This is a genomic window from Candidatus Microthrix parvicella Bio17-1, from assembly GCF_000299415.1.
Classification (GTDB): domain Bacteria; phylum Actinomycetota; class Acidimicrobiia; order Acidimicrobiales; family Microtrichaceae; genus Microthrix; species Microthrix parvicella.
This window is the reverse complement of sequence record NZ_AMPG01000001.1, coordinates 1,033,497-1,051,792: the sequence shown is the minus strand read 5'-3', so window position 1 is coordinate 1,051,792 and position 18,296 is coordinate 1,033,497. Positions and strand designations below refer to the sequence as shown.

General features: G+C 64.7%; 13 protein-coding genes. 6 read left to right on the top strand and 7 right to left on the bottom strand.

All coding sequences use genetic code 11. The annotated features are described in order from the left end of the window. Positions 1-27 precede the first annotated feature (27 nt). Positions 28-4,221 carry an Ig-like domain-containing protein gene (locus MPARV_RS22270; RefSeq protein ID WP_020377482.1) on the top strand — a complete coding sequence of 1,398 codons (4,194 nt, stop codon included), beginning with the start codon at positions 28-30 and terminating at the stop codon, positions 4,219-4,221. 100 nt (positions 4,222-4,321) lie between these two features. After that, the gene (locus MPARV_RS0105105; RefSeq protein WP_157789465.1) at positions 4,322-5,044 is read left to right on the top strand and encodes a hypothetical protein; all 723 of its coding nucleotides are present in this window, start codon (positions 4,322-4,324) and stop codon (positions 5,042-5,044) included. 61 nt (positions 5,045-5,105) lie between these two features. On the opposite strand, the gene MPARV_RS0105100 is transcribed toward MPARV_RS0105105, so the two are convergent. The 3 genes from MPARV_RS0105100 to MPARV_RS0105090 form a co-directional block, all read right to left on the bottom strand. Then, positions 5,106-5,756, bottom strand: coding sequence for a hypothetical protein (locus MPARV_RS0105100; RefSeq protein ID WP_020377480.1), 651 nt, complete (start codon positions 5,754-5,756; stop codon positions 5,106-5,108). Positions 5,757-5,857: 101 nt separating this feature from the next. Then, positions 5,858-7,900: a hypothetical protein gene (locus MPARV_RS0105095; RefSeq protein WP_031277311.1), complete on the bottom strand. Its 2,043-nt coding sequence runs from the start codon at positions 7,898-7,900 to the stop codon at positions 5,858-5,860. A 20-nt stretch (positions 7,901-7,920) separates the two neighbouring features. Continuing rightward, positions 7,921-8,598: a glycosyltransferase family 2 protein gene (locus tag MPARV_RS0105090; RefSeq protein WP_081582088.1), complete on the bottom strand. Its 678-nt coding sequence runs from the start codon at positions 8,596-8,598 to the stop codon at positions 7,921-7,923. A gap of 142 nt (positions 8,599-8,740) precedes the next feature. On the opposite strand from MPARV_RS0105090, the gene MPARV_RS0105085 reads away from it, so the two are divergent. From MPARV_RS0105085 to MPARV_RS22260, 3 genes are read left to right on the top strand one after another with little or no spacing between them, the layout of a single operon-like run. Then, positions 8,741-9,742, top strand: coding sequence for a GNAT family protein (locus MPARV_RS0105085; RefSeq protein WP_020377477.1), 1,002 nt, complete (start codon positions 8,741-8,743; stop codon positions 9,740-9,742). 19 nt (positions 9,743-9,761) lie between these two features. Further along, positions 9,762-10,604: a sterol desaturase family protein gene (locus MPARV_RS22265; RefSeq protein WP_020377476.1), complete on the top strand. Its 843-nt coding sequence runs from the start codon at positions 9,762-9,764 to the stop codon at positions 10,602-10,604. Next, positions 10,585-11,442: a sterol desaturase family protein gene (locus tag MPARV_RS22260; RefSeq protein WP_020377475.1), complete on the top strand. Its 858-nt coding sequence runs from the start codon at positions 10,585-10,587 to the stop codon at positions 11,440-11,442. Before MPARV_RS22265 ends, MPARV_RS22260 begins: the two co-directional genes overlap by 20 nt. On the opposite strand, the gene MPARV_RS22255 is transcribed toward MPARV_RS22260, so the two are convergent. The 4 genes from MPARV_RS22255 to MPARV_RS0105045 all read right to left on the bottom strand — a co-directional run bounded on the left by MPARV_RS22255 (position 11,379) and on the right by MPARV_RS0105045 (position 17,464). Then, the gene (locus tag MPARV_RS22255; protein WP_020377474.1) at positions 11,379-12,074 is read right to left on the bottom strand and encodes an aspartyl/asparaginyl beta-hydroxylase domain-containing protein; all 696 of its coding nucleotides are present in this window, start codon (positions 12,072-12,074) and stop codon (positions 11,379-11,381) included. The two genes, MPARV_RS22260 and MPARV_RS22255, sit on opposite strands and share 64 nt — an antisense overlap. 15 nt (positions 12,075-12,089) lie before the next feature. Further along, entirely contained in the window at positions 12,090-13,676 is a 1,587-nt protein-coding gene (locus tag MPARV_RS22250) for an arylsulfotransferase family protein (protein ID WP_157789464.1), read from the bottom strand. 78 nt (positions 13,677-13,754) lie between these two features. Continuing rightward, positions 13,755-15,860 (bottom strand): acetyl/propionyl/methylcrotonyl-CoA carboxylase subunit alpha, encoded by a 2,106-nt coding sequence (locus MPARV_RS0105050; RefSeq protein ID WP_081582171.1) that lies wholly within the window; start codon positions 15,858-15,860, stop codon positions 13,755-13,757. Further along, on the bottom strand, positions 15,860-17,464 hold the full coding sequence (locus tag MPARV_RS0105045; RefSeq protein ID WP_020377471.1) for an acyl-CoA carboxylase subunit beta: 1,605 nt from the start codon (positions 17,462-17,464) through the stop codon (positions 15,860-15,862). The genes MPARV_RS0105050 and MPARV_RS0105045 overlap by 1 nt, the downstream gene beginning before the upstream one ends. Before the next feature lie 127 nt (positions 17,465-17,591). Here MPARV_RS0105045 and MPARV_RS0105040 point away from each other — a divergent pair, with 127 nt between their 5' ends. Beyond that, positions 17,592-18,269: an alpha/beta fold hydrolase gene (locus tag MPARV_RS0105040; protein WP_020377470.1), complete on the top strand. Its 678-nt coding sequence runs from the start codon at positions 17,592-17,594 to the stop codon at positions 18,267-18,269. Positions 18,270-18,296: the final 27 nt, after the last annotated feature.

The following is an 18,296-nucleotide window of genomic DNA, read 5'->3' as shown; positions in this document are numbered from 1 at the left end:
CACGGGCACCGAGGGGTGGTTATGAGAATGTTCTCGACGAAGGTACGGCGCTCAGCGTTGGCCGTTTTGGCGTTATCGCTGGGGGTCGTCGTGGGGGTGGGGCCCGGCAACATCGGTGAGGTGAAGGCAGGAGCCCAGGGGTCGGTTGCCCCGACGCTCGATGCGGCCGACATCACGGTCAATGATACCCGAACTGACTTCAATGGCTATCCGGGTGGCAGCTACGACTTCGGCGAGGTCATCGAGGTCAGCGTGGCGGGCGGCGCAGGGTCCAACCTGTGGGCGTTCATGAACGTGAAGTACCCGACTGCTGTGCGTGCGGGTCAGCCCTTCACCTACCAGTGGTGCATCGATGGCGTGCAGATTCAGCGCTCACACGGGGGCTACGAGTCCAAGATCGAGGACTTCACCTTCGACGGCACCACGTACGGCGGAACGAGCATGACGCAGGGGACCACCAGCAACAACTACAACCCGGACCCGTGCAAGACCTACACCATCACGGCGCCGGCCGGCGTCGGGGCCTCGGTGCCGTTCCTGATCCCTGGTAAGAGCTACGACTTCCGGGTTGGGGCAGGCTACGCGGGAGGATCCAGCGAGGCGTCCGGTTGGTCCAATGCCACCGGCACCTCCCCCGGTCAGCCCATCAACCTGAACGTGTATTCGCCCCCTGTGGCCGTGAACGACGGGCCCATCGGTGTGGCGCAGAACGGCTCGGTGTCGGTCCCTGTCCTGACCAACGACTCAATCGGCACGGCAAGCCGCCCGGGTACCAGCACGGGCATCACCATCGGCTCTCCGGCGACGAAGGGAACCTGCCTGGTCTCTGGTCCCAACGTGTTCTATGTGAACAACGGTGTCACCGGCACCGATACGTGCACGTATTCTTGGAATCAAGCCGAAACCGACGATGAGGTGCCGAGTAACGGTGCTGTCTCTGCCACCGTCAGCTTCTCCATCTCCGGCCCGCCAGTGGCGCTCGATGACGTCACCTCGGTGTCCGAGGACGGTCCGCCGGTCACGTTCGACCCCCGACTCAATGACTCCGATCCCGAGATGGGGCCGCTGACCGTCACTGCCGTGGACGATGCGGGCACCCAGGGCAGCGTGACCTTCACCGGCACGAGCATCACGTACGACCCGGGCACAACCTTTGACTACCTCAAGCAGGGTCAGACGGCCACGACCACGTTCAAGTACACGATCAAGGACAACGCAAACCTGACCGACACGGCCCAGGTGACCGTCACGATCAACGGTGTGAACGACGCTCCGGTTGCCGCGAACGACACGATGACCACCGGGGAGGATGGACCGGCGGTCAGCATCGACCCGCGTGGCAACGACTCCGACGCCGACCTGGGTGATGCGTTCACCGTGACCTCCATCGACGACACCGGCACGCAGGGCACGGTGGCCTTCACCGGCACCTCACTGACCTACACCCCGGCCGGATACAACGGCCTCGCTGCGGGTGATACAGCCACCGATACGTTCACCTACACGATCACCGATGGATTTGGCGGCACCGACACGGCAACCGTGACAGTCACCATCGTTGGCGAGAACGACGCACCCGTGGTGGTTGACGACATCGGCTCAGTTCAGGAGGACGGCCCGGCGGTCTCGGTGTCCCCATTGGCCAACGACAGTGATCCCGACGTCGGCGATTCGTTGACGCTGACCGGCGTTGACCTCGTTTCCGGCACCGGAAACGTCTCCTTCTCCGGCTCAACCGTCACCTACGACCCGGCCGGCTCCTACAACCGCCTCAGCGTGGGAGATACGGCCACCGTCCGCATCGACTACACGGTCGAGGATGGTTCGAACGCCGAGGTGATCGGAACGATCACGATCACGGTCTTTGGCGAGAACGACGATCCGACCGCAGTGGACGACACGGCCAGTGTCTCGGCGGACGGTCCGCCAGTGGCAATCGACGTACTGACGGCCGGCATCGACGACAGCGACCCCGATCAGAACGACGTTCTCAACGTGACCGCAGTCGGTCCGGCATCTGCCGGCACGGCCACCCAGGTTGGCAACACGGTCACCTACGACCCGGGCCTTGCCTTCGTCGGCGTCCCGGCCGGTGGGTCTGGAGTGGCCACGTTTACGTACACGATCTCTGATGGCAACGGCGGTACGGCACAGGCCACCGTGACCGTCACCGTGTTTGGTGTGAACGACGCGCCCTCAGCGCAGGACGACACCGCAACGGTGAGCGAGGATGGCCCTGCGGTCACCGTCAGCCCGCTGGACAACGACTCCGATCCGGACGCCGGAGACACGTTGGCGGTTCAATCGGTGACCCAACCCGCACGCGGCGAAGTCGCTTGGGCCGGCGGCGCCACCTTCGATTACCTGCCGGGTCCAAGCTTCAACTCGCTGGCGGTCGGTGAAACCGACACCGACACCTTCAGCTACGTCGTCACCGATTCCTCCGGCCTGACCCACTCGGCCATGGTGACCGTCACGGTCACCGGCGCGAACGACGATCCAACCCCGGTGGATGACACGGCGGTCACCGACGAGGTGTCACCGGTAAACATCACCCCGTTGGACAACGACACCGACCCGGACACCTCCGACGTGTTGACGTTGTCGGCCGTGGACACCACCGGCACCCTCGGGGGGGTATCGCTTGCGGGTAACACCCTGACCTACAACCCCGGCACGTCGTTCGGTTACCTCAGTGCAGGCCAGACGGCCACCGACACGTTCACCTATACGGTGGTCGACGGCAACGGCGGTTCTGCGGTTGCCACGGTGACGGTCACCATCACCGGCCTGAACGCCGCTCCTACCGCCGTGGACGACGCGGTCACAACCGACGAGGACTCGCCCGTTGGCATCAACGTGCTCACCACGGGCACCGATGACTCCGACCCGGACACCGACGACGTGCTCACCGTCTCGGCCTTCGACACGACCGGCACGCAGGGCGCGGTCACCCAGGACGGGAACACGCTCACCTACGACCCCGGTGAGGTGTTCCAGAACCTGGCTGTGGGCGAATCAGCGACCGATACGTTCACCTACACCATCGATGATGGCAACGGCGGCTCGGATACTGCCACGGTGACCGTCACCATCACGGGCGTCAACGATGCTCCGAAGGCTGTCGACGACGCCGCCGAGACCGACGACCGCAGTCCGGTCGAGGTCGAGGTGCTGAGCAATGACACCGACCCGGACAGCACCGATGTGCTCTCGGTCTCGGGCACTGACACCGCCGGCTTGCTCGGCGCCGTGTCGGTGACAGGAAACACGGTGACCTACGACCCGAGCGGCGTGTGGAATCAGCCCGGCGGCGTCAATCCGCTGCGGGCCGGTGACACGGCCGAGGTGTCCTTCAAGTACACCGCGGACGACGGCCACGGTGGAACAGCCACGGCGACGGTGAAGGTCACGATCAAGGGCTCGATGCCCCCGGTGCCCACCGAGTGTCCGCCATCAGCAGGAGGCCTCAGCCTGCTCTCGGGCTCGTTGCAGCCAGGCGAGACAGTGACCGTCTCCGGAGGCGGATTCCTCGCCGGGAGCACGGTCACCTACTACGTGTGCTCATCGCCCGTAAGAATTGGTGATAGCGCAGCTCAGGCCAGCGGGGCCATCGAAGGTGGCGGAGAGATTCCCGCAGACCTTGCACCGGGCGACCACGTGCTGTTTGCGCTGGGCCTCGGCCCAGACTCGAAACCACGCCTTCAGAGCCTTGACTTCGCAGTGAGGGAAGAGCCCACCAGCACGACTGCGGGGCCAAGCACGACTACTGCGGGGCCGAGCACGACCGCTGCGGGGCCGAGCACGACCGCTGCGGGGCCGAGCACGACCGCTGCGGGGCCGAGCACGACCGCCACGGGGCCGGGCACGACCGCTGCGGGGCCGAGCACGACTGCTGCGGGGCCGAGCACGACTGCTGCGGGGCCAAGCACGACGGTCGCCCAGAGCACCACGACCGGTGTTTCGGGTGGGGCAGGAACCACGGCGCCCACCGGCACCGGCAGTAACAGCTCCAGCAGCAAACCGGCCACTGCGGTCGCCGGGGCCACTCAGACCCCGAGGGGTGCTTCGCTCGCCAGTGGCTCGGCCAACCCCGGCTCTGGGTCGTTGGCCACCACCGGTGCATCGGTATCGGTGCTTTGGCGGTTGGCCATCGGGCTGGTCATGTTCGGCCTGGCATTTGGTGTCATCGGCCGCAACCGTCGACGCAATCGCAACTAGCACTTGACGCCGCGAAACTCGGGGCTTGGATGATGTCGTATCGTCCAAGCCCTTGGCGTCTTGTCGCACGCCATGCTGCCCCGGGGCGAAGGAGAGATCAGTGAACCAACGGTCGCTGCATGTGCCGGGTCGGACTGGTCGTGCCCGCTTGCGAATTGCGGCACTTGTGGCTGTGGGCTGCCTCGCTGCAACGTCGTGCACGGGTAACGACGAGAAGGCGGCGCCGACCACGACCAGCGGGAAATCCACCTCAGTGACCGATGGCGGCAAAACCCCGCCACCAAAGAACACCAGCGTGCCCTCGCCGGAGGACTCCCTGATCGACTTCGGCAATGGTGTTCGTCCCGTCAACTTCCGCGGTGGAGCCGTGCCTGCGAAGGCTTTCGTTGACGTGAGCTCGAAGGGCAATGTGGAGACACCCATGGAGGTGCTCTTCCCGGCCGGCGTGGACGCCAAGCTCTCAGACCGTGCCCGCAATCAGGTTCGCACGGTGGTGGCGGCCGCCACCGATGAGCGCGGAGAGACCCCTCGCGCCGATCCGTTCTGGGTGCAACGCAACGCGGACGGCGATGTGGCGCTCTTGGTGATTATCGACAATCCCACCAAGGATGATCTCAAGAACCTCTCCGTGCGGGCTGAGTTACTGAAACCGGACGGGAAGTCCAACGGCATCGCCGAGTTCAAAATTCCTGCCAAGGAACTTGACGGTCTACCGGCAGGCGACGCGGCGTTCTTGGTGTTGACGGTCAGTGAAGATCGGTTGGAGGATCCAAAAAGCGATGTCACCCGCGGTGGCGTCCGATTGGACCTGCAGTATACCTGAGTTTTTCGGCGCTGCGCTCGGCGAGCCGCTCTGCCCAGGTTGCTTGTGGTCCAGGCACTCGCTAATGGCTGTGTTCGTCGCCGATGTCCGGCACCACCATCTGGCTGGCAAATGGTCCGTTCGGATTGTCGGTGAGCCACATGTGCAGCATCTCCGGTGTTTCCCGAGAGAGCATCGACTCGTTGGCCGGGTCATCACACTTTTGAGCATCCCAGTCGACCCGCATGATCTGGCCGTACTGGAAGCACCTTGGGCCTGAGTAGGTGTGTCGATGCCAGATGAATGCGTTGCCGAACGGCTGGAGTCCGTGAGCGCCGATGCGCCCTGCAAGGAACATGACCCCCTGCACGTCCACCTTCTGCCCGGCGTCCGTTGGATCGATCATGGGGGGCTGTACCACGAGAAACTCCGGCTTCTCAACGTTCAGGGTGTACCCATCGAGAATGTTCTTCTCGTTCACCCAGTGGCTGTTTCCTTCGCTGATCGGCGAGAACCCAGCAGCCTTCAAGCTGGCAAAGTCGGTAAACCCGCCGGCTTCCACGCTCCTTTTGGCGCTGGCTCGCAGCTCTTCTGCTTCGCGTGTTTGTTCTTCTGTTGGCATGACCTCGAACGCTGTATCGCTTACCTCGGTCATGCCCTCCCCACCAACGAATCGCTCGTAGAGTCCCGAAGCGGAGCGCTCGACGGGGTTTGCAACCGCTGTGTCGGTCACGCGCTCGGCGGCGCATCCTCCGATGGTGACTGAGGCAGCGACGGTGACTGAGGCTGCGACCGCAACAAGACCGAACCTGTGTCGGCGACCTGGTCTCCCGTTCACGTTGGTTTCCTCGATCCGAAGAGTGCGCGACCCAGCGACGATTTGGCCGGGGCAAGCGTGGTGGCAAGTGCCCCGATGAGCGCGACGAACGTCAAAAACGCTCCGATCCTGGTTGCCGACAGTCCACTTGGGGCAATCACGATGTTGCCTCCGGTGGGCCTGACGATGAAGAGTGCCTCACGAAAGATTGCAGCCTCCAGCGTGTCATCGCGTTGAACGTAAATAGTGCCGAGGACGTCGGCCCCGGTGATCGACACTACGTCGCTTGAGGTTGCGATTGGCAGCGCCAGCACGTCGGACGATCGGAACTTGGACGCGTCGAGGGTGAACTCGTAGTCACCGGCAACCGTAAAGGCGGTGCTGGGCACCTCCGTTGCGCACGTCTGCACCTTGGGAATTGAGATCCGGTCTTTCGCAGCCGCGATGAGCGCAGGATCTCGAAGCGGCGAGCAATCGTCCGCATCGAGCAGGGGTGCCTGGAAGAGACCCTTGTTGAATGTCTCGGAGGCGTGTGAGCGGTCGTTGATCTGGTCGTCGACCAGCCGTGGCCCCAGCTTGAAGCCCACCGGTACGATCGCGATCGTTCGCAGCGAGTGGTAGGCCATGCCGCAGCACTCGAGTATCAGCAGTGTCGCCAGCAGGCGGGTCAGGAGCGTCAGGTTTCGTCCAGCCTTCCACCACCTGTCGAGCACGATGGGGATGGCGAGCGCCCCCAACATGGACGCCCAGATGTAGGGGCGGTTGACGTATTGATTGATGCGCATGATGGGGATGGCGTAGGCCAGGTTGGACCGAAGCAGCAGCGGTAAGGCAAGACCGAGCACCGGCAGCGCAATGAGCAGGGGCGATGCAGCTCGTCGCCGGACGAGCACCACGGAGCATCCCAGGGTCAGCAGCAGCAAGGCCGCGGGAACCGCCGCAAACGACGGCTGGAGTTCAGGGCGAATCAACGCGGATCTGAGTGGGTTGACCAGCCAGGAGATTGGAGGCGGCTGCGCAGCGTTGTCGTAGAAGTAGTAGTCGTTGCTGCCAAGTCGGCCGAGGTCGCCGGCTCCGTCCGTCTGAGGCCCAAGAAGCGTGAACGGTACGAGCCCCCAAGCATTGAGTGCGATGCCAAGGCCGATTGCTGCGCCGTGCGTCATGGCGATCCGCCAGGTCGTCCGTATCGATCTGGACAGCGCCATGGCGGCCAGAAAGCCGGTGAGCCAGATCAGACCCATGACGAAGCTGATCGGGTGAGCGGTGAAGAGGAGGCCCGCGACCAGGCCCCCCACCCAGGTCTGTCGTGAGGCCGGATGTCCAGTGGCTGCGAGCGCGATGATGGCGGTGACCGCCATGATGCCGGTGACACCGATGAGTTCGTGAAGGGCTCCGCGGCCGAATACCAGGTTGAGCGTTCCGGCCGAGCCCACCGCCAGGAAGCCCGCCACGGATTGGAACCGGGGAGCGACCCCAACCGCGCGGGTGATGATGGTGGCGGTCAAGCCGATGCCGACCATGGCAGCGAGCGCAACAAGCATGTAGACGAGCGAACCGGTGACACCCGGGATCAACGTCAGGGCCCCGAGCGCCACAAACACGGTGCCGCCAGACACCGGGATCACGTTTTGAAGGATTGGTCCCGTCGGGAAGAAGGACGTGATGGTGGACACGCGATGGGTTCGGGCGAGCTCAGACCCGATCGTGTCGAACAGCGAGGTCCAGACCACTGCGTCACCGGTGAGGTAGACGGCCTCACCCCAAGCAAGGGGGCACCACAGCAGGTACGCGGTGAATGAGACGATCGCGAGCGGGCATTGCGTCCAGTCGGTCAGCCACTGTCGAAACGACGTGTAACCGGAGACCGCTCGCTTCCGGCCGCGAGGAGCCGGGCCGGCCTCGTGGGATGCAAGAGCCGCCGGTGCGAAGAGCCCGCCCACCAACACCGCCAATCGCCACAGCGATTGTGGTTCGGTGAGAGAGGCGACGACACTCCAAACGGCGACGGAAGCTCCCAACCCGAGCAACACGTGTTTGGTTTGAGGTTCGAGCAACCTCACGATGCCGAGAACATCACGTGTTAGGTCGCTGCCAACGCAGAGCGAACGACGACCCCGAGATGCGCTGCCGATGTTCGCAGGCTGTACCTGCTGGAAGCTGCCGGGTGCCTGGATATTGTCATGGGGAGGCGCCCGGAGGTCGTTGCTGCTCGAAGCAGCGCCACGTCGATCGACGGGTCGCTCTCGTCGAAGAGACCCACGGGAAAGAGCCTGGCGGCCGAAGCGTCGGCAACCGGTGCGAGCGGGCGCGTCAGGCCTCGAATGGCTGATGACGTCCACCGCTTCCAGCGAGACGAGGAGGTCCAAACGATGTAGCCGGCCCACTGGGGGCGCCGGGCCTTCAGGATGGCCGTGAAGAACTCCTTACTGACCAATGCGTCGTCGTCGAGCGTTGCGATCCAGTCGGCTCCCCAACGTCTTGCGGTTGCAACCCCGTGACGGGTCGCCGCCAGTTGGCCGGCATTGGAGGGGAGAACTTCAACGTCGATGGGGATGGCGCAGGCCGTGGCTGCACGGCGCGCACAGATCGGTGTGCGATCAACGCTGCCGTCATCGACGACAAAGATCCGACCATCGAGGGCGTCATGAAGCGGCGACCCGCACTCGGCCGCCTGTTGAATCGAGTCGGACAGTGCGGTCAACGTGTCCTCGATCCAGGCTTCGCTGTTGAAAGCCGGTACCACTACCCCAAAGCGCACTGAGTGAGGCTAGCCGAACGGATCGCTGGGTGATCTTGAAGTCTGCGGAGTAGAGTCGGAGCGCAACGCAGTGGGACGGTGGAACGCCTGAAGTGGTCTGGCCGGGCCTGGCCTTACGCCGCTCCGAGCCGAAGGGGATTGTATGGCCGTGAGCGTGCAGCGCGGTCTGGGCTCATCGGATCGAGAAGCCGCTGTTGGCCTTGCATCGTCCAATCCGTTTGATCCGCTCCGCAACTATCTCCACTTGGGGCTGGATCGGTCGGCCGACGCAGGCGACCGGTTTCGGTCGGCGCTGGACACCGAAGGTGCCTCGGTGTTGTGCGCTGTTGATGGGGGAGTCCTGCGCGGAGTGGCGGTGGTGGCCCATGACGAACGGTTGTCGCAGCACTTCGGTTTTGGTTGCGCCTCGGTGCGCGCCTTTGCTGTCGACCGCAGCGAGCCTTCCGCAGGGGTGCTCGGCGTACTCGCAGCGGCCATGCGCGACCTCGTTGGCGCATCGGGTGAACGACATCTCAGCGTTCGCGCCGCCGCCGACGATTTCGAGATGTTGACCGCGTTCCAATCACACGGATTCTTGGTGGCCGACACCATGGTGACGCACCTGTTGAGCCCGACAAATCCCCAGACGGCCCTGCCCCGACGGGATATGGGCAAGGTTGAGGTGCTGGTGGCATATGGTGCCGAGATCGAACGGCTCCCCGCGCGTCTAGGAGCGACCATGACCGAGGTGCTGCGGCGTCACTACGTGCTCAGCCGGTTTCATGCCGATCCGTTGTTTGACGACGACCGGGCGGGCGAATGGTACGCGCAATGGTGCGAGCGGGCGTTCAGCGGATCCGCTGCCGACGGCATGATGGTGGCCGTTCACGACGAACAACCCATGGGGTTCATCTCATGGAGCAAGGATCATGCCGCAGAGAAGCAGCACGGGCTGTCCATCTTTGGCAGTGGGCTGGGAGCATCGCTCGGACGTGGAGCGTACGCCGCCATGGTGGAGTTTGCTGCGATCAGTCCCACGTTTGCCCACGCCGAATTCGACGTGCACGTGAGCAACTTTCCTGTGAACCGGGTGCTGGGTCGCCACCCGGCGTCCCGCATCTTGAGGGTGAGTCATGCCCTTCACCTCTCCATCGGGCAGCCGTAGGAGCAGTCGGAGCGCTCGTATGGAACTCGTCTGGCTCAAGTTGTTGCTCATCCCCATCGTCGTTGGGTTGGTTGGAGGCGAGGGCTGGTTGGCGGCCCGACGCCGCAACACCCACGGTGATGTGGCGGGCTGGAGTTCTTCCGATGCTTTGACCTCGACCGGGATCGGGGCGGTGGGCCAGATCAGCGGTGGCCTCTTCCGGTGGGCGATGTTCGGTGTTGCCGCTCTTCTCCAGCCCTTTGCGCTGGTGCACTGGCCCGATCATGGAGTGTGGGCGGGCGTGGCCCAACTGGCGGCGGCCATCCTGGTGTGGGACATGCTCTTTTACTGCTTTCACCGAGCGGCTCACCGCACCTCGATCGGCTGGGTGTCACACCGGGCCCATCACGAATCGCCCTACTTCAACTATGGGGTGGCCTTGCGCCTCGAATGGTTTCCGGTGCTGACGGTTCCGATCTTTGCAACGCAGGCACTTTTCGGGTTCAGCTTCGGGGTCATGGCGGCAGCCAGCATCGCCAACGGCCTCTACCAGGGACTGCTGCACACGGAGTTGGTTGGCCCGCTGCCCAGATACGTCGAAGCGGTGTTCAACACGCCCACCCATCACCGTTCCCATCACGACGCAGAGCTGACGCGGGGCGCCAACTTCGGCAGCATCTTCATCGTTTGGGATCGACTCTTCGGTACCTTTGCGACGCTTCGGTCAGCACCGATCACCTACGGCGTGACCGGTGCGGTCCCCCTTCATCAGCCGCTTGGGTTTCTGACGCCATTGGTACGGCCGGCACCACGGCTCACCGGAGTGATCAACGGGGTCGCCGATGCGTTGAGACGAGCGAAGCGTGCGGTTCGTGTTGGCTGATATCGACCCGGTCGCTCTTGCGAAACTGGCCATTGTTCCAATGGCAGTGGTGCTGGTGGTGGGTGAGGCATACGCGCTTCGAACCATCCGTCGCAGGCCGCTGGGGTCGGTGGTCGGGCGGCGCGTGTCCGCCACCGGCTACTCGGCGCAGAATGTGATCGGGTCGGCAGGTATCGGCGTGGCCGCCAAGGTGGTTGGGTTGGCGCTGGCCGTTCCAACCCTGGCGATTGGCGCGATGCTCGCCCCGCTCTCACTGGTCACGGCGCCGTCAGGCGCGGCCGGGGTGGCCTACGCCGTGCTGGTAGCCGACGCGCTGCTGTACATCTTCCACAGGCTCTCCCATCGGACGACACTTGGGTGGGCATCGCATATCACCCATCACGAAACCCCCTACTTTGATTATGGGGTTGCCCTTCGGGTGGAGGTCTTTCCGGTCGTCGGACTGGCGGTCTTTCCGCTGGCGGCACTGTTCGGGGTCGGGCCCGAGATGATTGCGATTGCCTTCTTGATCCATGGTTTGTACATGGGCGTTCTTCACACCGAGGTCATTGACCGCCTGCCTCGATGGTTCGAGTTGGTGTTCAACACCCCATCGCATCATCGGGTTCATCATCTGGCCGATGACCGCCGGGGTCATAACCTGGGGAGCATCCTGATCGTGTGGGACCGTCTCTTCGGCACGTTTCGACCAGAGGCGTCCGGCATCCATCACTACGGCGTTGCGAACCTGCCGGATCGGCGCTGGCCCGGGTTTCTCGGACCGGTCGAGAACTTCTACCGGGTACTGCGGCCGCGTGGCGACTTGAGGGTATCGGCGCAGAACCGACCTGCCACCTGACTCTTCCGATGCACAAACTTTAGGAACGTGCTGAGTGGCGAAAGCCTGCCCAGCAGAAATTCGAGTTGCGGGAATCTTCGCACCGACGTGTAGTAGGTGCGCGACGCAAAGCGCACGGGGCGGGCCCAACGGCTCACCTCGACGTCTGGATGTTCCAGGTCGAGCGAGAGAACCAGCCGGTCGGTCAATGCGTCGTTTCCGGCGGCGTGGGTGGTGGTGTCGTCGAACCCCAGCCACTCGCCGGGCTGCCACGTGCGACGGTCGCCACCCACCTCGATCCACGCTTCAGCAGGCGTGACCAACCCAAGATGAAACCGTCCCACACCGATGGGGTTGCCTTGGTGCTCGGCCAGGGTCACCCCGGGGGCGAGACGCATGTAGGCAGCGGTGATCACCGCAGGGCAGGCCTGCACGAGTTCTGCCAAGACCGGCGCCGACAGCGACGCCGGCCGGTCGTCCGCGCCGAAGTATCGCACGGGAACGATGCTCCAGCCCCCGACGGTCAGGTGTCGATCCGGGTGGTCGACCCAACCGCTGTTCAGGGTCGTGACCTCCTCGCGCAGTGCCCTCCATTGCGCGGTGAACGGCGCCAGGTGCTGCTCGACAGGCTTGAGGTCGAGATACCCGTTCATCTGGCCGTCACGCCGTTACTGCCCACGAGGCTTTTGGGATTCGCCGACAGCGGCTCGCAAGTCGGCGGGGTTCAGGGCAGCGCTGTCCACTTTGATGGCCCGGTAACTGAAGTCGCTGTTTGGCGTGGTGACCCGGAGGAGTAGTTCTCCAGATTTATCGAATTCGGAGACGGCGGTCTTCGATGCGCCCCAGCCGACAACACCGGCGCCGTCGGGCTGCACCCGGTAGCTGCCCATTGCCGGAGATGCCGTGGCGTCCGGACTGTTGATTGACGACACCAGCTTGGCTGACGACGAGTTGAGATCGAGATCGAATTTCAGTGCTCGGGCAGGGCCACCGACGACGTCGGAACGATTGTCGAACACGGTGAGTTGGCCCTCGGGGGTGAGCCGGGCATCGTGTTGCAGGATAAATCCGTTCAGCGGATCGTCGCTCAACTTGATGTCGGCGGTGGCTGGGTTGGTTGGTGGCGCCCCTCCAAGCTTCCACAAGACGTCGCCGTCGTCGTCGGCACCCGGATCGCGCCGGATCGCGAAGACTGCGTCGAGGTGCCTGGTGCTGACGATGACATCTCCGGTGTCAGGCACGATTTCGAGAGAGTTCAGATGCACCAGATCGACGACCGACCGTCCGTCATCGAACTCGTCGACAATGTCGGTGCCGTGGGTTTGAGCCGTGGTTTCGGCGAGACCGATGTGGTCCTTGGAATCCCACTCCCACACCACCTTGCCGGCCGCGGTCACCTCTTGGATGACAGCGTCGGCCACGGTCGCATCCTGTGCGAACCCGTCACCCAACTTCGACACGTCGACCCCCGCCCGTTCCCGGTAGCTGCCGATGAGCGCGTTCCCGTTGTCGAGGATCAGCAACTCATGGTGATCGGTCGGTGTTCCAACCGTTGCCCAATCCCTCACCTTGGTGCCGGTGAGTGAGTATTCGGAGAACGCACCATCAGGATCGGTGCCGTAGGAAAATCCGAGGGCCGGCGCCCACGACAGGTTCCCATTGGGCTCGATGTCGACATCGATCGTGGGTGTTTCCGTGCGGCGGTACCAGATTGGGGCACCGAAGGTGTCGAGGATGACGGCGTAGCCAACAGGGGGCTCCGAATCGAAATGAATCGACGGGCTGAACAGGTAGTAGCCCGGAGACGGGTTGCCAGGACGATCGACCACAAGTTTGGGAAAGTCCGGCGGCAGGCACCGGATCCAATACCGATGCCGCCCTTCGCCCTTCTGAACGATGATCTCAATCAGCTCGTCGGGTGTCACCTGCACGTCGCCCGACTTGGCACCAACCACGCTGACCGTCGCACCCGGGGTGGCCGTGGCGTTGAGGTGGAACTTGTTGGGGCCATCCTTGCACGCCATGGCGTAGTCGGTCGCCTGAGCGTTGAACGCAGGTTGAAGGCTTCCGCCGTCCACCTGGAGTGATTGAAGGCGGGCATCGGTTGGGATGTCCGGCACTGTCGTCGTGGCCGGTGTGGTGCGGTCCTCCGCTCCACCACCACAGGCCGCAGAAATGATCGTCACGGCGGCGCCGATTGCCACCGCGAGCAGCGCTCGGGAGGGCCGGGCCTTGTTTCGGGTCGCGTGGTGCAAGTGTGGGCAATCTGCGATGGAGTTGTGGACGTCGGCCACCCACAATCTAGGCGAACCAGTGAACGATCAGAACTTGTGTCAGTCGGTGCCGTCGAGGGTCACCAGCAGGTCGCCGGTGTCCACCCGGTCGCCGGCGACGAAGTGCACCTCTGCCACGGTGGCGTCGCCAAAGGCGGTGATGCGGTGCTCCATCTTCATCGCTTCGACCACCATCAGCAGTTCGCCGTCGCTCACCTGCTGTCCGGCCTCGACGTGCACGGCCAGCACCGTGCCCGGCAGGGGCGAGACAGGCCCGGCGCCGATCGCCTCGATGTCGTGATCGACGAAACGGGCCGGCACGGTGAACGTGGCTGAACCAAATGGCCCGGAGGCATTAATGATGTCGCCGTCAAGCCTCACGTGGATCACCTGTCGCCGGCCGTCCACCTCCAGCACCGTTCGGCTTGGCTCTCGTCGGATCAGTCGCACGCTCACCCGGCGCCGTTCGTCGGCCGGCAGCGCGCCGTCCTCGTCGGGTTCGGGCAGAGGTCCGACCAGCAGGTCGGCCCGGTCGCCGGTCAGCACATACTCCAGGTCACAGGGAGCGTCCCCGTCGAACAGCGCCACCCGTTGGCCCTGAGTGAGCAGGTTGCGAAACCCGGACGGGGCAAATCCGGTAGCGAGGTTGGCCGCCCGGTCGCGCTGCTCCAGGGCGAACGTGGCTGCGATGAGGAGGGCGAGGCGATCGTCGCCCGACGGTCCGGGTGCCTCGGTGACCTCGGGGTGACCGTCGAGGTAGGAGGTGGGGGTTCTGGCAGCCAGAAAGTCGGGTTCGCCCAGGACGGCCACCAGCGTGTCGACGTTCGTGCGTACCCCGGTTATGTTCGAACGGCGGAGGGCTCGGGCGAGTTGCCGGGCCGCTTCGCTGCGGGTGGGTGCATGGGCGATCACCTTGGCCAACAGCGAGTCGTAGTCGGCGGACACCTCGGTGCCTGCTCGAATGCCGGTGTCGGTGCGCACCATGGGCGTCGACGAGCGGACCTCGATTGAGGGGCCGTCGATGGAAAAGCCGTCGACCAGGCCGGTGGATGGCAACCATCCGGCGGCGGGATCCTCGGCGACCACGCGCACCTCGATGGCGTGGCCGTCACACCTGACGTCATCCTGGGTGATGCTGAGCGGCTCGCCGGTGGCCACACGCAACTGCCACTCCACCAGGTCCAGCCCGGTGACCGCCTCGGTCACCGGGTGCTCCACCTGGAGCCGGGTATTGACCTCCAGAAACGTGATCGTTGGATCATCGGTCTCGTGTGCAGCGTCACCGACGAGGAACTCAACCGTGCCCGCACCCCGGTAGCCCACGTGCCGGGCCAGGGCGAGCGCCCCCTCACACACGGCAGCGCGGGTGGCACCGTCGATGCCGGCGGACGGTGACTCCTCGATCACCTTCTGGTTGCGACGCTGGATGGAGCACTCCCGCTCGCCCAGGTGCACCACGTTGCCGTGGGCGTCACCCAGGATCTGCACCTCGATGTGGCGGCCGTGCTCGATGTACGGTTCGATGAACACCGTGCCGTCGCCAAAGGCCGACTTGGCCTCCCGGGAGGCGGCCTCGATTGCATCGGCCAATTCGGATTCGTTGCGCACGACGCGCATGCCGCGCCCGCCGCCGCCGGCAGCGGCCTTCACCAGCACCGGCATGGCGACATCGCCCGGTACCTTGCCAGGTGACGCTTCGATGATGGCGGTAGTGGGAACGCCGGCTTCGACGGCGGCCCGCTTGGCGGCCACCTTGTCGCCCAGCAGAGTGATCTGTTCGGGCGTGGGGCCCACCCAGGTCAGCCCGGCGGCCTCGACCTGGCGGGCAAAGTCGGCGTTCTCGGCCAGAAATCCATAGCCGGGGTGGACGGCATCGCAGCCGGTGTCGAGCGCCCCCTGAATGATGGCGTCGCCGCGCAGGTACGACTCGGCGGGGCTGGCTCCACCCAGGGCGACGGCCACATCAACGGCGTCGCAATGCATCGCGTCTGCGTCGGGATCGGAATACACACCAACAGTGTCGATGCCCATGGCGGTGGCGGTGTGGGCGATGCGCACGGCGATCTCGCCGCGGTTGGCAATGAGGAGGCGGCCGATCTGTGCGACTGAGGATGGTGGAGCTGTCCTGGAAGGATCCGTAACGGGTGTACTCGACGTGGTACTCATCAGTGCCTCCACACTCCGTATTCGGTGGCGCCGGTGACTTCGGTGGAGTGCACCGCTGCCAAGGCCAGCCCCAGCACGGTGCGGCTGTCGGCCGGATGGATGATGCCGTCGTCCCAAACCCGCCCGGTGGCGTAGAGCGCGGTCGACTCGTTCTCGATCTGGGCTTCGAGGAATGCCTTCCCGGCAGCGATGTCCTCCTCCTTGATCTCGATACCCCTGCCCGCCGCCGAATTGCGGGCGACGATTTCCATCACTCCTGCCAGTTGCTGGGGACCCATCACTGCAATGCGGTGGTTGGGCCACGAGAAGATGAACCGGGGCTCGTAGGCCCGACCGGCCATGCCGTAGTTGCCGGCGCCGTAGGAGGCGCCCACCATCAGGTCGATGTGGGGCACCATCGAGTTGGACACCGCATTGATCAGCTTGGCGCCGTTGACGATGATGCCGCCCTGCTCGGCGGCCGAGCCCACCATGAAGCCGGTGATGTTGTGACAGAAGATGATCGGCGTGTTGGTGCGGTTACACAGTTGGATGAACTGAGCGCCCTTCTTCGCCTCTTCGGAGAACAGGATGCCGTTGTTACCCAACAGCCCGACTGGGAACCCGTGGATCGAACCCCATCCACACAGCAGCTTGTCCCCGTAGCTTGCCTTGTGCTCCTCGAAACGGCTGCCGTCGAGTATGCGGGCAAACACCTCGCGCATCTCGAACGGGATCCGCACGTCGGCGCGGGCGCAGTCGATGAGTCCGGCCGGGTCATAGAGCGGCTCGTCGGCCGGTTCGGTTGGGCCTGGGCCCAAGGGGCTCCAGTTGAGGTGAGCGACGATCGACCGGATGATGCGCAGCGCATCCAATTCGTCGACGGCCAGGTAATCCGAGAGGCCGCTGGTGCGGCTGTGCATCTCGGCGCCGCCCAGCGTTTCCTCGTCGACGTCCTCGTCGATTGCCATCTTCACCAGGGGCGGGCCACCCAGGTAGGCGGTGCCCCGCTCCTTGACGAACACGGTGTAGTCACTCATGCCAGGCGTATAGGCGCCACCGGCGGTGTTGGGGCCGAAGGCGGCGGTGATCGTGGGGATGCCTTCGGCGGAGAGGCGGGTGAGCGAACGGAACTGCCCGCCGCCCCGAATGAAGATGTCGGCCTGACGGGGAAGATCGGCGCCGGCGGACTCGCTGAGCGAAACCATCGGCAGGCGGTTGGCCCGGGCGATCTCGAAGAGCCGTTCCAACTTGATCAGGGTGGTCGGATTGACCGAGCCACCCTTGTAGGTCATATCGGAGCCAAAGATGGCGCACTGGACGCCCTCAATCACGCCGATGCCCGTGGCCACGCCCACCCCGACCGCATCGTCGGTGCCCCACCCGGCCAGCGGGCTCAGTTCAAGGAACGGGGTGGTTGGGTCCAACAGCGCCTCGATGCGTTCGCGTACCAGCAGCTTGCCGCGCTTGCGGTGTCGGTCGACGTAGCGCCGGCCGCTGATCGTGGGCACCGACGCCAACTGCTCGGCCACCTCCTGCCACAATGCCTCCATTGCGGCCCGGTTGGCGAGTGCCTCGTCGGAGCGTTGATCGAGGCGGCTCTTCAACTGCGATCCGATGGTCATGGGGTCCCCTCCGCGTCGCCCGTTGCGGCGCAATTGCGTAACGTCGACGAGTCGTTGCCGACGTTGTTCTGCGCAACCGTACCCACTGGGCCCGACCATTTGGGCGGCTCTCAGCCAGAATGCAGCCATGTCTGTTCCGGTTGTTCTCGTCCACGGTTTCGGCACATCGTTCCAGCTCACCTGGGTGGCCAACGGCTGGGTCGACCTGCTGGGTGATGAAGGCCGGGAGGTCATCGGAGTGGACCTGTTGGGCCACGGCACCGCACCGAGGCCCCACGACGAATCGGCGTACGACGACCTTGGCGCCCGAGTGGTCGAGGCACTGCCCGCCGATGGGCAGGTGGACGCCATTGGTTTTTCGTTGGGCGCCAAGACGCTGCTCAAAGTGGTGGCCGCCCATCCCGACCGCTTTCGGTCGCTGATCGTGGCCGGCGTGGGAGCCAACCTGTTTCGATTCGACGACATGTCCGCCGTCGTGCGGGCGGTCCGCACGAGTGAAGACGGCGACATCCCCGCCCTCGGGTACTTCTCAGGTTTGGCGCAGCTACCGGGCAACGACCGGGAGGCACTGGCCGCCTGCATGGCCAATGGCGGGGGCCGCGTGAGTGCGGACGAACTGGCGGCGGTGACCTGCCCGGTGCTGGTGGTGCTGGGCGAATACGACTTCGTCCAATCGGCCGATCAGCTGATCGACGCCCTGGTCGACTCACGCCTGGTGACGCTGCCCCGCACCGATCACGCCCGCACCCCCAAGTCGTTCGAGTTCATCGACGCCGCCCTGGACTTCCTCCGCTCCCAGACCTGATCTTGAATGTCGATGGCAGATTCGACG